Source organism: Streptomyces sp. NPDC019531 (assembly GCF_044903305.1).
GTDB lineage: Bacteria > Actinomycetota > Actinomycetes > Streptomycetales > Streptomycetaceae > Streptomyces.
In genome coordinates this window covers 160,847-174,104 of sequence record NZ_JBJDQL010000008.1, presented here as the reverse complement: position 1 = coordinate 174,104, position 13,258 = coordinate 160,847, and the positions used below count along the sequence as shown (strand labels likewise).

The window sequence follows — 13,258 nt, the reverse complement described above, 5'->3', positions numbered from 1 at the left end:
CGTCCGGCTGTGAGCTGTCGGGAGAGTACTTTCCGCACGTTGCCCTGGTGTTTCGGCCACAGGAGAGTGAGAGGCATGGACCCCATGGATCAGGCACAGGCCCGGAGGTGGCTCGCCACCGCCGTCGAGGAGGCCCGCGCCGGGCTCGCCGAGGGCGGCATCCCCATCGGGGCCGCGCTCTACGGCGCCGACGGCACCCTTCTCGGGCGCGGCCACAACCGGCGCGTCCAGGACGACGACCCCTCGGTGCACGGCGAGACGGCCGCCTTCCGGGCCGCGGGGCGGCAGCGGTCGTACCGTGGCACGACCATGGTGACCACCCTCTCCCCGTGCTGGTACTGCTCAGGCCTGGTCCGCCAGTTCGGCATCTCGCGCGTGGTGATCGGGGAGGCCGCCACCTTTCACGGCGGGCACGACTGGCTGGCCGAGCACGGCGTGGAGATCGTGCTTCTCGACGATCCCGAGTGCGTCCGGATGATGACCGACTTCATCGAGAAGAACCCGGCACTGTGGAATGAGGACATTGGTGAGTAGGCCCCGTATCCCCACCATCGATCTGCGCCCCTGGGTGGACGGCGACGCCGAGGCACGCGCGGCGATCGCCAGGACTGTCGACGAGGCGCTCCGGACCGCCGGATTCCTGCTGGTCACCGGCCACGGCGTCGACCCCGCCCTGCGCTCCCGCATCCGGGAGGCGGCGCGGACCTTCTTCCGGCTGCCCGCGGACACCAAGAAGGCGTACGAGGCGAAGGTCGGCGGCCGTGGCTGGCTCGGACCCGGAGCGGAGGCCAACGGCTACTCGGAGGGCACCGAGACCCCGCCGGACCTGAAGGAGTCGCTGACCTTCGCCACCCACGAGCCCTTCGAGGACCCGGTCGTCAACGCGGAGTGGTACGCGCCGAACGTCTGGCCCGCCGAGGTGCCGGAGCTGCGGACACTGTGCGAGGAGTACCTGGAGCGGATGGGCGAGCTGGAGAAGCAGCTGCTCTTCCTCCTCGGGGAGGCCCTCGGGCTCGAACCCGACTTCTTCTCCCGGCACATGGACCATCCGACGTACGGCTTCAATATCAACTGGTACCCGGGCACGGAGATGATCGGGGAGCCCCGGCCCGGTCAGTTCCGCATCGGCCCGCACACCGACTTCGGCACGGTCACGATCCTCGACCGGCAGGCCGGCAAGGGCGGACTCCAGGTCTTCACCGACGAGGGCGGCTGGGAGGACGCGCCCTTCGACGCCGACGCGTTCACCATCAACATCGGTGACCTGATGGCCCGTTGGACGGGAGACCGGTGGCGGTCCGGACGGCACCGGGTGCTGCCGCCACCGGCGGACGCGCCCGCCGAGGAGCTGATGTCCCTGGTCTACTTCGGCGAGTGCACCCCGGGCACGACCGTCGAGTCCGTCCCGGCACCGGTCGGCCGGGTGGCCCACGAACCCGTCGACTCACACGTGTACCTGAGGGCGAAGCTGGACTCGATCACGGTCGGCTGAGAGGAGCCAGGTCCCCTCCGACCTGTACCGGAGCGACCCGGCGACGGAGGGCTGAACCTCACCGCGCCGGCGACCGCCTCCGCAGCGCCGCGTACAGCACCGCGCTCACCAAGAAGCCCACCACCGGCGTGATGTCCCCGAACGCCGGCCAGTGCTCCGGCACGTAGCCGACGTAGTCCTCCTGGTTGGAGAAGAGCGGGACCGAGACCGCCACACCGGTCAACAGGGCTGCGAGGCCGGGCCAGTTGGTGAAGGCGCGGTCGTTCAGCCGGATGGACAGTGCCTCGTCGGACCCCCGGGGGCGGAGCCACCGCTCGACCAGGACGACGCCCAGCCAGGGCGCCACCCAGTACGCGATCACCAGCAGGAACGCCTCGTACGCCGCCCCCGCGTCCGAGAGCGCCGCCCACGCCGCCGCCGTACCCGCGACCCCGGACACCACGACCAGCATGCTGCGGCTCAGCCACGAGGGGAGGTCCAGGCCGAAGGAGGCGATCGAGATCGCGCCGGAGTACACGTTGAGGGCGTTCGCCGAGACCGCGCCCAGGATGATCGCGAGCAGTACCAGGTCGCCGAGCCAGCCCGGGAGATGGCCGGTGAAGGCTGCCGTCGGGGTCGCGTCCTTCGGGGCCACGATGGTCGCCGAGGCCGCGCCGATCACCGCGACGACGGTGACCGACAGGAACAGACCGAGCGCCGGGTACAGGACCGTCCTGGCCTTGTTCGCCGTACGGGGGAGATAGCGCGAGTAGTCCGAGGCGTACGGGTTCCAGCCGGCCGCGTAGCCCCAGGCCGCGCTGAACGCCAGCAGGAAGCCGCCGATGCCGCCGCCCGTGCCGCCCCCGCCGAGGTCCGCGTCCTTGAAGGTCCACACCCCGGCCAGCAGGAAGATCAGCGCGAGGACGGGGAAGGCGTACCTCTCGAAGACATGGACGAAGTTGTGGCCGAAGAAGCCGATCAGGATCTCGGCGGCCACCACGAGCAGGAGGGACGGCAACGGCCGTAGACCGGTGAGGGTGTTGAGGGCGAAGGCCGCGCTCACGCTGTTCACCGCGAACCAGCCGACGCCCGCCACCAGGCCGTTGGCCGCGGCGGGCAGGATGTTGCCGCGGTGGCCGAAGGAGAGCCGGCCGATCACCATCTGCGGGACCCCGAACCGCGGTCCGTCCAGGGACAGCACGCCCTGGGTGAGCGCGCCGAGCGCGGTGCCGAGCACGATCGCGGCCGTGGCCTGCCAGAAGCTCAGTCCGAAGAAGAGGACCGCGATCACACCGATGAAGACGGTCGCGAACTCGATGTTCGGGGAGGCCCAGGTCCACAGCAACTGAAGCGGGCCGCCGTGGCGTTCGGACTCGGGAATGGGTTCCGAGCCGGCCGACTCGACGGCGATGACCTTGTCACCGTATGCGGGGGCGAGGGTGCCGGCGGAGTCGGCGGGAGCTGTCGTCATGCGAGGTAAGTGTCCGGCTCCCGCCCGGCCCCGCCCAGGGGCGCACTGTCCGCTTCGGGGGGCTCGGCGGCGTACAGCCTGTCAGTCGCTCTTCGGTTCCTCGCCGGCCTCGCGGCGCTTCAGCTCCTCCTCGCGGCGGCGCAGATCCGCCTCCCAGTCCTTCAGCAGGGCCTCGTCCGACTTGTTCTCGGCCCTGAGGGAGTTCAGGAACTCGGGATTGTCGTCGGGGGCGACGTACTCCATGCGGTGGTTGCGGTGCCACTCGGAGGGGGTGCGGCCGTTCGCCGGCGGGGTGCGCAGCTTGCCGGCGGCGAGCCAGGCGATCGGGCCGACGATCCAGAACAGCAGGATGATGAAGACCCAGGCGATCTTGGGAAGATGCTTGGCCTCGTCCTCCGGGGTGTTCAGGCAGTCGATGAACGCGTAGATCGTCAGCGCCAGCGGGATCAGGTACATCAGCAGCCGGAACATGTGCTTTGGCCCCCCAGGGAACGTTGTGTGGAGCCTGTGACGGGCCCCTGACGGGGTCAGGGTAGCGGCTCGGGGATACTTGACCCCATGGCTTACGACGATCTTCGCTCCCTGCTCAGGGCACTGGAACGCGAGGGAGACCTCAAGCGGATCAAGGCCGAGGTCGACCCGTATCTGGAGGTCGGGGAGATCGTCGACCGGGTGCAGAAGGCGGGGGGACCCGCGCTGCTCTTCGAGAACGTCCGCGGGTCCGCCATGCCGCTCGCCATGAACGTCTTCGGGACCGACCGGCGACTGCTCAAGGCCCTGGGCCTGAAGTCGTACGGCGACATCTCCGACAAGATCGGCGGGCTGCTGCGTCCCGAACTGCCGCAGGGTTTCGTGGGCGTGCGCGAGGCCTTCGGGAAGCTCGGCGCGATGACTCATGTGCCGCCGAAGAAGGTGAAGTCGGGGGACGCTCCGGTCCAGGAGGTCGTCCTCACCGGGGACGACGTCGATCTGGACCAGCTCCCGGCCCTCTTCACCTGGCCGCAGGACGGCGGGTCCTTCTTCAACCTGGGGCTCACCCACACCAGGGACCCGGAGAGCGGGATCCGCAACCTCGGGCTCTACCGGCTCCAGCGCCACGACAAGCGCACGATCGGCATGCACTGGCAGATCCACAAGGACAGCCGCAACCACTACCAGGTCGCCGCCCGGCGAGGTGAGCGCCTGCCGGTCGCGATCGCCTTCGGCTGCCCGCCGGCCGTGACGTACGCCTCGACCGCGCCCCTCCCCGGCGACATCGACGAGTACCTGTTCGCGGGCTTCATCGCGGGCAAGCGGATCGAGATGGTGGACTGCAGGACGGTCCCGCTCCAGGTGCCGGCGCAGGCCGAGGTGGTCATCGAGGGCTGGCTGGAGCCGGGCGAGATGCTGCCGGAGGGGCCCTTCGGGGACCACACCGGCTTCTACACCCCGCAGGAGCCGTTCCCGGCGCTGACGATCGACTGCGTGACGATGCGGAAGCGGCCGCTGCTCCAGTCGATCGTCGTGGGCCGCCCCCCGACGGAGGACGGACCGCTGGGCCGGGCCACGGAACGCTTCTTCCTCCCCCTGCTGAAGATCATCGTGCCGGACATCGTGGACTACCACCTGCCCGAGGCGGGCGGCTTCCACAACTGCGCGATCGTGTCGATCGACAAGAAGTACCCGAAGCACGCGCAGAAGGTGATGCACGCGGTCTGGGGGGCACACATGATGTCCCTGACCAAGCTGATCGTGGTCGTCGACTCCGACTGCGATGTCCACGATCTGCACGAGGTCGCCTGGCGGGCACTGGGCAACACGGACTACGCCCGTGACCTCTCGGTCGTGGAGGGACCCGTCGACCACCTCGACCACGCTTCCTACCAGCAGTTCTGGGGCGGCAAGGCGGGCATCGACGCGACGAGGAAATGGCCCGAGGAGGGCTACACGCGAGACGGCGGCTGGCCCGAGATGGTCCTGTCCGACCCGGAGACGGCGGCGAAGGTCGACCGCCGGTGGAAGGAGTACGGACTGTGAGCCCCAGCGCCGCGGGCGGCCCGGCCCTGTTCATCGGCACCGACACCGACTACGTGGCGCTCGTGCGGCCCGAGCTGGACCCGGCCGACCCGGGCGTCCGGCAGGCCGCCGAGCAGGCGGGCGTCACGCCGGAGGAACTCGCCGGCTCCGGTGACACCTGGGCGGTCCTCTTCGAGCACGGCGGCAACGGCGACGGCTTCGAGCTGCCCGGTGTGCGCGACGCGGAACCCGCCGACTTCGCGGAGCGGCTGCGCGCGGGGCTCGCCGCGGCGGACGGTCCGTTCACGGTCGACGGCGGAGCGACGCTGCGACTGGACGCCTGTCCGGCCGGTGCGGACGGATACGCCTTCACGGCGCACGTCACCCCGCCCGACGACGCCGGGACACCGGTGACCGTGGAGACGGGTCCGCTGCCCGCCGCCGCACTCCTGACCGACCTCGACGCCTTCCTCGGGAGCCTCGCATGATGACCACCGCCGACGGGGTCGTGGGCCCGGGCCCGGCGCCGCAGCCGACCGGGAAGGTGAAGGGCTTCCTGCGCCTCGTGATGATCGAGCACTCGGTCTTCGCGCTGCCCTTCGCGTACATCGCCGCGCTGACCGCGATGTTCGAGTGGGACAAGAACATCCACTGGGGGCGGCTGCTCCTGGTGACCGTCTGCATGGTCGGTCTGCGCACCTTCGCGATGGCGGTCAACCGGATCATCGATCGGGAGATCGACGCGCGGAACCCGCGCACGGCGCAGCGGGAGCTCGTCACCGGAGCGATGTCGGTGAAGCACGCGTGGACCGGCGCGCTGATCGCGGTCGTGGTCTTCCTGGGCTCGGCGGCGCTGCTGAACCCGCTGTGCCTGGCGCTCGCCCCGGTCGCCGTCATCCCGATGGTGGTCTACCCGTACGGCAAGCGGTTCACGAACTTCCCGCAGGCCATCCTGGGTCTCGCGCAGGCGATGGGTCCGGTGGGCGGCTGGCTCGCGATCACCGGGGAGTGGTCCTGGGACGCGGTGCTCCTCGGGCTCGCGGTCGGCATCTGGATCGGCGGGTTCGACCTGATCTACGCCTGCCAGGACGTGGAGACGGACCGGGAGATCGGTGTCATGTCGGTCCCGGCGCGCTTCGGCATCCCGGGGGCGATCTGGGGCGCCCGGGTCTGTCACGTCCTGACGATGTCCCTCCTCGTCTGGTACGCCGTCGCCACGGACGCGGGCGGGTTCTTCTGGGTGGGACTGATGATCGTCGCGGGTGCTTTCGTGTACGAGCACTCCATCGTGCGGCCGCATGATCTGTCCCGGTTGAACAGGGCGTTCTTCAGCGTCAACGGGTTCATCGGCATTGCCCTGTTCGTGTGTGCGCTGCTTGATCTCCTGGTTCGTGGCCTGACCGTGTAAGTACGGTGCGGCCTACCATCGAGGGCAGGACCCCAGGGAGGCCAACGTGACCGTCTCGGGCATCGACCGCCTGCACTCGCAGCTCAGCAAGCTGGAGGACATGTTCCCCGGCTATCTGACGGAGATTGTCGAGGGCAGCATCGTGATGAACCCGGTCAGGCCGTTCCACGGGAAGACGATCCTCAGGGTGTCGGGCAACCTTGAGGACCAGCTGTCACCGGAATGGGCGTTGGTGAGTGATGTGGCGTTCCCCTTCGACGACGCCAACGAGTTCTGCCCGGACATCGCCGTCATCCCGGCCGAGGCGGAGGCGGAGAACCGTAGCTCCTACCCCGCTGATCTGATCGAGTTCGTAGCCGAAGTGGTGTCGCCGGAGAGCGTGCGTCGTGACTATGAGATCAAGCCGCGCTGGTACGCCTCCCGAGGCATCGCCAACTATGTGATCCTCGATCCGCTGCAGGGCCACGCCGTCGCCATGTGGAACCCAGGCCCCGACGGGTACCGAGGCCGCGACACCATCCCCTACGGCCCCGACCTGACCGTCGACTCCCCGCTCGGCAAGCTGACGATCTCCACCTCTCGGCTCCCCGTCGACCCGAAGGCCCGCCCTCAGAGCTGAACCACGCCACGCCCGGCCCGGCGTCGGAACACGAACGCGGCCGCCACTCCCGCCACCAGCCCCAGCAGGTGCCCCTGCCAGCTCACGCCCGTCTGCGTCGGCGCCAGGCCCACCAGAATCGACGTGCCCCAGATCGCGCCGACCAGCAGGCCGGCCAGGACGCCCAGTGGTCGGCGCTCCACGAAGCCGGTGACCAGCAGATAGCCGAACAGGCCGAATATCAGGCCCGACGCGCCCGCCGTGTTGGTGTGGGCCGGGGCGATGAGCCAGACACCGAGACCGTCGGCCACGATGATCAGGGCGCAGACCGCGGCGAACCGGCGCAGGCCGCCGAGGGCCGCGAGGAAGCCCATGACCAGCAGCGGGACGCTGTTCGCGGCGACATGGGCGAAGCCGAAGTGGATGAAGGCGGCCGGGACGACGTCGACCAGCTCGGACGGGGTGCGCGGGGTGATGCCGAGGCCGTCGAGCGCGTGACCGCTCGCCACGTCCACCACTTCCAGCAGCCACAGCAGTGCGACCCAGCCCACCATCAACTTGGCCGCGGCCTTCGCACGATCACCGCGCGACCACTCGGCTTCCCTGCTCGCCATTTCCCTGCCCGCCATGGCAACCCCCATCCCCTTCAGTATTTTGTCTTGCGAGGAACCCCAGGGCTTCAGCCCTGGGAGGAATCGCATCCTTGCCGTTGCGGCGCGGAGCGCCACGGTATCGCTGCTGATTGTCCGGCGGCGGAGCGGCCGGGCGCCGTCCTGCGGCGGGGCCGGGGGTGCTGCCGTACGGCGGTGGGATCATCCGTTCGGGTGATCAGAAGTGAACGTGCGGTGGGTGGTCGTACGTGTGTGTACGTTAAGTGATCGTGAAGCTGACGGTGCAGGTGAAGCTGTTGCCGACGCCCGTACAGGCGGCGGCACTCGAGGCGACTCTGCATGCCTGCAATGAGGCCGCCACCTGGGCCTCCGGGGTCGCTTTCGCCAGGGATGTGAAGCGGAACTTCGCGCTGCGCGAGCACGCCTACGGCGAGATCAGGGCACGGTGGGGGCTGGGTGCGCAGGCCGCCCAGCACGTGATCAAGAAGACGTGTGACGCGTACGCCGCCCTGAAGGCGAACCTGAAGGCGGGGAACCTGGGCAAGCCGTGGTCCAAGCGGTACCGGCGGGCCACCGAGAAGCCGGTCGCGTTCCGGCCCGAGGGCGCTCAGCCCTATGACGACCGGATGCTGTCCTGGCAGGTCGGCGAGCGGCGGGCGTCGATCTGGACGGTGGCGGGGCGAGTGAAGGACATGGCGTTCACCGCCGCCCCGGAGCAGTTGGCCACCCTGGCCCTGTATCGCCGGGGCGAATCCGACCTGCTGATGCGGGACGGCATGTGGTTCCTGCTGGCCACCTGCGAGGTACCCGAAGCGCCGCCGAACACCGACCCGGACGGTTTCCTCGGCATCGACCTGGGCATTGTCAACATCGCCACCACCAGTGACGGCGAGATCATGGGCGGGCGGGAACTCAACCGCACCCGGCTGCGCGAGCGCACGCTCCGGACCAAGCTGCAACGCAAGAACACCCCGTCCGCCAAGCGTCGCCTGAAGAAACGCAGGCGCAAGGAAGCGCGGCGGGCCAAGGACATCAACCACAAGATCGCGAAACATGTGGTGGCTGAGGCAGAACGCACCTCGCGCGGTATTGCCCTGGAGGATCTGACGGGCATTCGTGAGAGGGTACGGCTTCGCAAGCCCCAACGGGCCACCCACTCCAGCTGGTCCTTCGCCCAGCTGGGGCAGTTCATCGCGTACAAGGCCCGCAAGGCCGGGGTGCCGGTGGTGCACGTCGATCCGGCGTACACCTCCCGCACCTGCGCCGAGTGCGGCCACATCGACAGGGCGAACCGCGTCTCCCAGGCGTGGTTCGCGTGCCGGTCCTGCGGATTCGTTGATCACGCAGACCGCAACGGCTCCCGCAACATCCGCGCTCGCGCGGAAGAGTTGTGGCGACGCGGGGCGCAGTCAACCGCCCCAGACCCACTCCCCGAACCCGGGCGTGGGACAGGACGCAAGCGCAGCACCACAGCCAGTGGCGCCCGCTGTGCAAGCCCGCCGCTTTAGCGACGGGTAGTTGACAGGAACGCCCGGACCCCCTTGGCCGGTTCCCACCTGCGACGCCGGATAGGCTCGGGGGCGTGAACCCAGTCAAGCCAGGAGAGACACGGCGTACGCCTTGGATCGTAGGGGTGTCCGGCGCCTCCGGCACTTCGTATGCCGCGTCCGTGCTGCGCGCGCTCCTCGGCGCGGGCGAGTCCGTGGACCTGGTCGTGTCCCGCGCCTCCCGGCTGACCCTCCTCGACGAGACCGGCATCTCGTTCCGGGACGCCCACTGGCAGGACGACCTGCGGGAATGGCTGTCGCGGGGAGCCGACGGGAAGCCCGGCACCTTCGAGGCGGACACCGACGCCGTGCGGTACTGGAACGCCGGGGACCTGGCCGCGGGGCCGTCCTCGGGGTCGTATCCGAGCAAGGGGATGCTGATCGTCCCCGCCTCCACCGCCTGCGTCGCCGGGGTCGCCCTCGGCCTCTCTAAGGACCTCCTGCAGCGGGCCGCGAGCGTGACGCTCAAGGAGCGGCGGCCGCTGGTCGTCGCCGTACGGGAGACGCCTCTGAACGGCCAGACCCTTCGGCACCTCGTCACGCTCGACGACGCCGGCGCGAGCGTGGTCCCGGCCTCACCGGCCTTCTACGCGGGCGCCGCCCACATCCAGGACCTGGTGGACTTCGTCGCCGGGCGGGTGCTGGACGCGGCGGGCGTGGGACACGACCTGTACCGGCGCTGGCAGGGCGAACTGGGCGGCGGCACGGCGGGTCGGTAAGGCAAGCGGCAGTACCTCTCATCACTTCAGGAACTCTTCAGCGGAAGGCTTCGATCCCATGGACGCGGTGGACAGGCAGCTCATCCAGGCCCTGAGGGAGAACGGCCGGGCCTCCTACGCGGAGCTGGGACGCCTCGTGGGTCTGTCGGGACCCAGTGTCACCGACCGCATCAACCGGCTGGAGGCGGCCGGTGTCATCACCGGGTACCGCGCCACCGTCGACGCCGCCTCGCTCGGCCTCGGCGTCACCGCGCTGATCGGTATCTCGCTCTCCGACGCGGCGGACCACGAGGACGTGGCGGCCCGGATGAGGGATCTCGGGGAGATCGAGGACTGCTGGTTCATCGCGGGCGACGACTCGTACATGCTCAAGGTGCGGGCGGACAACGTGGACGGCCTGGAGAAGATCATCCGGCGGCTGTCCGGGACGAAGGGCGTCTCCCGGACCCGTACCACGATCGTGCTCTCCACGAAGTGGGAGAACCGGGTCGGAGAACTGCCCGAAGAGGCGTAGACGTACGGTGGGACAGGTCGGCTAGGAAAGGTGTGGGAATGGACGTCGGGCTCAAGCGCGAGCTGGAGGAGAAGGTCGCGGCCGGTGAGCGGCTGACCCGCGAGGACGGCATCGCGCTGTACGAGTCGGACGACCTGGCATGGCTGGGCGGCCTCGCGCACGAGGTGCGGACCCGTAAGAACGGTGACGTGGTTCATTTCAACGTGAACCGCCACCTCAACATGACCAACGTGTGCACGGCGTCCTGCGCCTACTGCTCCTTCCAGCGCAAGCCGGGGGAGAAGGACGCGTACACGATGCGCATCGAGGAGGCGGTGAAGCTCGCCAAGTCGATGGAGGGCGAGAACCTCACCGAGCTGCACATCGTCAACGGCCTGCACCCGAACCTGCCGTGGCGCTACTACCCGCGCTCGCTGCGGGAGCTCAAGGCGGCCCTGCCGGACGTCTCCCTGAAGGCCTTCACGGCGACGGAGATCCACCACTTCGAGACGATCTCCGGCCTGTCGGCCTCCGAGATCCTCGACGAGCTGATCGACGCCGGCCTGGAGTCGCTGACCGGCGGCGGCGCGGAGATCTTCGACTGGGAGGTCCGGCAGCACATCGTGGACCACCGCACCCACTGGGAGGACTGGTCCCGGATCCACCGCCTGGCGCACGAGAAGGGTCTGAAGACCCCGAGCACCATGCTGTACGGCCACATCGAGGAACCGCGCCACCGCGTGGACCACGTCCTCAGGCTCCGCGAGCTCCAGGACGAGACGAACGGCTTCCAGGTCTTCATCCCGCTGCGCTACCAGCACGACTTCGTGGACCTGAAGGACGGCAAGGTACGCAACCGCCTCCAGGCCCGCACCCGGATGGCGACCGGCGCCGAGGCCCTGAAGACCTTCGCGGTGTCGAGGCTGCTGTTCGACAACGTCCCCCACGTCAAGGTCTTCTGGGTGATGCACGGCGTACAGACCGCCCAGCTGGCCCTCCAGCACGGCGCGGACGACATGGACGGCTCGGTCGTCGAGTACAAGATCACCCACGACGCCGACAACTACGGCACGCCGAACAAGCTGACGCGCGAGGATCTGCTGGACCTGATCCGGGATGCCGGCTTCCGCCCGGTGGAACGGAACACGCGGTACGAGATCATCCGCGAGTACGACGGGCCGGACGCGGGGCGTCGGGAGTCGCCTCAGCCGATGCGGGTCTGACGGTTCCGGTTGTATCTCGTCTGCGGCGCCCCTGGGGTGGGTACTCGGGGCGCATGGCTGCGCAGGACCCCGAGGATGCCTACACCGCCGAACCCTTCCTGCCTGATCGTGGCGGTCTCGACGCCCTGCGCAAGGCCGCGGCTGAATGCCGGGGCTGTCCCCTCCACCGGGACGCCACCCAGACCGTCTTCGGCGCCGGAGACCCCCACGCGAGCTTGATGCTCGTAGGCGAACAACCCGGTGACCAGGAGGACCGGCGAGGGAAGCCTTTTGTCGGGCCGGCGGGGAAGCTGCTCGACCGGGCGCTCGAAGAGGCCGGGATCGACCCGTCGGACACATACGTCACCAACGCCGTCAAGCACTTCAAGTTCACGCAGGCCGAGCCCCGCAAGCGCCGTATCCACAAGGCGCCCTCCCTGCGGGAGATGACGGCCTGCGGGCCGTGGCTCGCCAAGGAGCTGGAGCTCGTCGAACCGGAGTTGATCGTGGTCCTCGGGGCCACCGCGGGCAAGGCGTTGCTCGGATCGTCGTTCCGGGTGACGCAGGTGCGGGGGGCCGTGCTGGAGGAGGAGATCCACGGCAGGCGGGAGCGGCTCGTGGCGACCGTGCATCCGTCGGCCGTGCTGCGGGCCGAGGACAGGGAGAGCGCCTATCAGGGGCTGGTGGCGGATCTGGAGGTCGCCGCGAGGGCGCTGGGGTGACGTACGTGACGTCGGAACGCGCTTGAGGTGGGACTTGGGTAATGGCTAGCCTCGCCCTATGCCCCTTACCTTCACCCTCGACCCCGCCGTCACGCCCGACCTGCGCGACGGCCTGCTCGATCTGTGGGCGGACGTGTCCAACGCGGGCGGCGCCGTCGGGTTCGTCGCGCCGGTGGACCCGCAGACGATCCGGCCGGAGCTGGTGAAGCACTTCGCCGCGATGGCCGAGGGGCGCACCCGGCTGCTCGTGGGGCGCGACGAGGACGGCCGGGTGGCCGCGACCGCCTTCCTCACCTTCAACACACATCGGCTGATGACCCACTGGGTCTGGGCCTACACCGTGATGGTCCACCCGCGACACCAGGGCAGGGGCTACGGCCGTGAACTGCTCGCCGCCACCGCGGACGCGGCCCGCACCTTCGACGGCATCGAGGCGATACGGCTCACCTGCCGCGGCGGCCTCGGCCTGGAGCGTTTCTACGGCTCCTGCGGCTACAAGGAGGTCGGCCGCATACCCGACGCGATACGGGTCGCCCCCGGCGACGACCGCGACGACGTCATCATGCTGCTGCCGCTCGGCTGACCCCCTTCGAAGATCTGGTGCCCGGCGTGCTTCACTGGACGGTGCCCCTTTGGGGTGTTCAGGCCGTTCGATACGGATACGGAAGAGTGGATTGACATGCTCCGCTACACACTGATGCGCCTCGGGATCCTGGTGGGCTGCCTCGTGGTCGTCTGGGGCCTCGTCTACTCCGGCCTCGCCCCGCGCGGCCTGGGCGACTCCAACGGCATGTGGATCGTCCTGCTCTCCCTGCTGCTCTCGGCCCCCATCAGCTTCGTGGTCCTGCGCAAGGAGCGCGACCGCGCCTCCATCCAGGTCGTGCAGCGCGTCGACCGGATGAAGGCCAACCTGGAGGCCAACCGCAGCCAGGAGGACGAGGCCGTCGACGAGGCGGGCCGCTCCCAGGGCCAGGCCCCGCAGGCTTCCTGAGCCCAACGCCCCTGCCGCCGTCCCGCGTGA

General features: G+C 69.4%; 16 protein-coding genes. 13 read left to right on the top strand and 3 right to left on the bottom strand.

The genetic code is table 11. The features are described 5' to 3' along the window. The first annotated feature begins 75 nt into the window (after positions 1-75). Entirely contained in the window at positions 76-534 is a 459-nt protein-coding gene (locus tag ACI2L1_RS13190) for a nucleoside deaminase (protein WP_404739414.1), read from the top strand. Then, positions 515-1,492 carry an isopenicillin N synthase family dioxygenase gene (locus tag ACI2L1_RS13185; RefSeq protein ID WP_404739413.1) on the top strand — a complete coding sequence of 326 codons (978 nt, stop codon included), beginning with the start codon at positions 515-517 and terminating at the stop codon, positions 1,490-1,492. The genes ACI2L1_RS13190 and ACI2L1_RS13185 overlap by 20 nt, the downstream gene beginning before the upstream one ends. A gap of 58 nt (positions 1,493-1,550) precedes the next feature. Here the strand turns inward: ACI2L1_RS13185 and ACI2L1_RS13180 are convergent, their stop codons facing one another. Both ACI2L1_RS13180 and ACI2L1_RS13175 read right to left on the bottom strand, forming a co-directional pair. Then, positions 1,551-2,942: a purine-cytosine permease family protein gene (locus ACI2L1_RS13180; protein ID WP_404739412.1), complete on the bottom strand. Its 1,392-nt coding sequence runs from the start codon at positions 2,940-2,942 to the stop codon at positions 1,551-1,553. An 81-nt stretch (positions 2,943-3,023) separates the two neighbouring features. Further along, the gene (locus tag ACI2L1_RS13175; protein WP_404739411.1) at positions 3,024-3,413 is read right to left on the bottom strand and encodes a PLD nuclease N-terminal domain-containing protein; all 390 of its coding nucleotides are present in this window, start codon (positions 3,411-3,413) and stop codon (positions 3,024-3,026) included. A gap of 87 nt (positions 3,414-3,500) precedes the next feature. Between ACI2L1_RS13175 and ACI2L1_RS13170 the strand changes: the two genes are divergently transcribed. Genes ACI2L1_RS13170 through ACI2L1_RS13155 form a run of 4 tightly spaced genes read left to right on the top strand, consistent with a single transcriptional unit; the run spans position 3,501 to position 6,964 of the window. Next, positions 3,501-4,958, top strand: a complete 1,458-nt coding sequence (locus tag ACI2L1_RS13170; protein ID WP_404739410.1) for a menaquinone biosynthesis decarboxylase — start codon at positions 3,501-3,503, stop codon at positions 4,956-4,958. Beyond that, positions 4,955-5,425: a hypothetical protein gene (locus ACI2L1_RS13165; protein WP_404739409.1), complete on the top strand. Its 471-nt coding sequence runs from the start codon at positions 4,955-4,957 to the stop codon at positions 5,423-5,425. The genes ACI2L1_RS13170 and ACI2L1_RS13165 overlap by 4 nt, the downstream gene beginning before the upstream one ends. Further along, on the top strand, positions 5,422-6,345 hold the full coding sequence (gene mqnP / locus ACI2L1_RS13160; RefSeq protein ID WP_404739408.1) for a menaquinone biosynthesis prenyltransferase MqnP: 924 nt from the start codon (positions 5,422-5,424) through the stop codon (positions 6,343-6,345). The genes ACI2L1_RS13165 and mqnP overlap by 4 nt, the downstream gene beginning before the upstream one ends. Before the next feature lie 46 nt (positions 6,346-6,391). Then, complete coding sequence (locus tag ACI2L1_RS13155) at positions 6,392-6,964, top strand: Uma2 family endonuclease (protein ID WP_404739407.1); 573 nt, start codon at positions 6,392-6,394, stop codon at positions 6,962-6,964. Here the strand turns inward: ACI2L1_RS13155 and ACI2L1_RS13150 are convergent. Beyond that, complete coding sequence (locus tag ACI2L1_RS13150) at positions 6,955-7,557, bottom strand: rhomboid family intramembrane serine protease (RefSeq protein ID WP_404739505.1); 603 nt, start codon at positions 7,555-7,557, stop codon at positions 6,955-6,957. The two genes, ACI2L1_RS13155 and ACI2L1_RS13150, sit on opposite strands and share 10 nt — an antisense overlap. A gap of 266 nt (positions 7,558-7,823) precedes the next feature. On the opposite strand from ACI2L1_RS13150, the gene ACI2L1_RS13145 reads away from it, so the two are divergent. The 7 genes from ACI2L1_RS13145 (at position 7,824) to ACI2L1_RS13115 (ending at position 13,228) form a co-directional block, all read left to right on the top strand. Further along, positions 7,824-9,062, top strand: coding sequence for an RNA-guided endonuclease InsQ/TnpB family protein (locus ACI2L1_RS13145; protein WP_404739406.1), 1,239 nt, complete (start codon positions 7,824-7,826; stop codon positions 9,060-9,062). 74 nt (positions 9,063-9,136) lie between these two features. Further along, positions 9,137-9,820, top strand: a complete 684-nt coding sequence (locus ACI2L1_RS13140) for a UbiX family flavin prenyltransferase (protein WP_404739405.1) — start codon at positions 9,137-9,139, stop codon at positions 9,818-9,820. 58 nt (positions 9,821-9,878) lie between these two features. Then, positions 9,879-10,334 (top strand): Lrp/AsnC family transcriptional regulator, encoded by a 456-nt coding sequence (locus ACI2L1_RS13135; RefSeq protein ID WP_362670801.1) that lies wholly within the window; start codon positions 9,879-9,881, stop codon positions 10,332-10,334. A gap of 38 nt (positions 10,335-10,372) precedes the next feature. Next, complete coding sequence (gene mqnE, locus ACI2L1_RS13130) at positions 10,373-11,536, top strand: aminofutalosine synthase MqnE (RefSeq protein WP_404739404.1); 1,164 nt, start codon at positions 10,373-10,375, stop codon at positions 11,534-11,536. 53 nt (positions 11,537-11,589) lie between these two features. Continuing rightward, positions 11,590-12,237 carry a UdgX family uracil-DNA binding protein gene (locus ACI2L1_RS13125; RefSeq protein WP_404739403.1) on the top strand — a complete coding sequence of 216 codons (648 nt, stop codon included), beginning with the start codon at positions 11,590-11,592 and terminating at the stop codon, positions 12,235-12,237. 58 nt (positions 12,238-12,295) lie between these two features. Further along, entirely contained in the window at positions 12,296-12,820 is a 525-nt protein-coding gene (locus tag ACI2L1_RS13120; protein WP_404739402.1) for a GNAT family N-acetyltransferase, read from the top strand. 96 nt (positions 12,821-12,916) lie between these two features. Continuing rightward, positions 12,917-13,228, top strand: a complete 312-nt coding sequence (locus ACI2L1_RS13115) for a DUF4229 domain-containing protein (RefSeq protein WP_404739401.1) — start codon at positions 12,917-12,919, stop codon at positions 13,226-13,228. The last annotated feature ends 30 nt before the right edge of the window (positions 13,229-13,258 follow it).

Bases quoted from the DNA above. Each gene is read 5' to 3' on its own strand.
- ACI2L1_RS13190 (WP_404739414.1), top strand. From the start codon at position 76: ATGGACCCCATGGATCAGGCACAGGCCCGGAGGTGGCTCGCCACCGCC.
- ACI2L1_RS13185 (WP_404739413.1), top strand. From the start codon at position 515: ATGAGGACATTGGTGAGTAGGCCCCGTATCCCCACCATCGATCTGCGC.
- ACI2L1_RS13180 (WP_404739412.1), bottom strand. From the start codon at position 2,942: ATGACGACAGCTCCCGCCGACTCCGCCGGCACCCTCGCCCCCGCATAC.
- ACI2L1_RS13175 (WP_404739411.1), bottom strand. From the start codon at position 3,413: ATGTTCCGGCTGCTGATGTACCTGATCCCGCTGGCGCTGACGATCTAC.
- ACI2L1_RS13170 (WP_404739410.1), top strand. From the start codon at position 3,501: ATGGCTTACGACGATCTTCGCTCCCTGCTCAGGGCACTGGAACGCGAG.
- mqnP (WP_404739408.1), top strand. From the start codon at position 5,422: ATGATGACCACCGCCGACGGGGTCGTGGGCCCGGGCCCGGCGCCGCAG.
- ACI2L1_RS13150 (WP_404739505.1), bottom strand. From the start codon at position 7,557: ATGGCGAGCAGGGAAGCCGAGTGGTCGCGCGGTGATCGTGCGAAGGCC.
- ACI2L1_RS13135 (WP_362670801.1), top strand. From the start codon at position 9,879: ATGGACGCGGTGGACAGGCAGCTCATCCAGGCCCTGAGGGAGAACGGC.
- mqnE (WP_404739404.1), top strand. From the start codon at position 10,373: ATGGACGTCGGGCTCAAGCGCGAGCTGGAGGAGAAGGTCGCGGCCGGT.
- ACI2L1_RS13125 (WP_404739403.1), top strand. From the start codon at position 11,590: ATGGCTGCGCAGGACCCCGAGGATGCCTACACCGCCGAACCCTTCCTG.
- ACI2L1_RS13120 (WP_404739402.1), top strand. From the start codon at position 12,296: ATGCCCCTTACCTTCACCCTCGACCCCGCCGTCACGCCCGACCTGCGC.
- ACI2L1_RS13115 (WP_404739401.1), top strand. From the start codon at position 12,917: ATGCTCCGCTACACACTGATGCGCCTCGGGATCCTGGTGGGCTGCCTC.